1 protein-coding gene is annotated in these 304 nt (G+C 64.1%); it reads right to left on the bottom strand.

What is annotated here, in order from left to right; genetic code table 11:
• The coding region (locus ADL08_RS14250; RefSeq protein ID WP_159043068.1) for an acyltransferase domain-containing protein at nt 1-304 on the bottom strand (304 nt) is incomplete at both ends.

The raw sequence follows: 304 nt of genomic DNA, 5'->3' as shown, positions 1-304 counted from the left end.
GAAGACGCCGGCGATGTGGGCGGCGGTGATCTCTCCGATGGAGTGTCCGGCGACGTAGTCGGGGCGCAGTCCGAAGGATTCGACCAGGCGGTAGAGGGCGACTTCTACGGCGAACAGGGCCGGTTGGGTATGAGCGGTCTGGTCGAGATTGTTTCCGGTACGGATGGTGTGCGTGATCGGCTGGTTGAGGTGGGGGTCGAGGGCTGCGCAGGTTTCGTCGAAGGCTTCGGCGAACACGGGGAACGCTTCGTAGAGTTCCATGCCCATGCCGATCCGCTGGGCGCCCTGTCCGGTGAACAGGAAC

Source organism: Streptomyces sp. NRRL F-6492 (assembly GCF_001280125.1).
Classification (GTDB): Bacteria; Actinomycetota; Actinomycetes; order Streptomycetales; family Streptomycetaceae; genus Streptomyces.
Note: the sequence above shows the minus strand (reverse complement) of the source record. Positions and strands in the feature narration are given on the sequence as shown.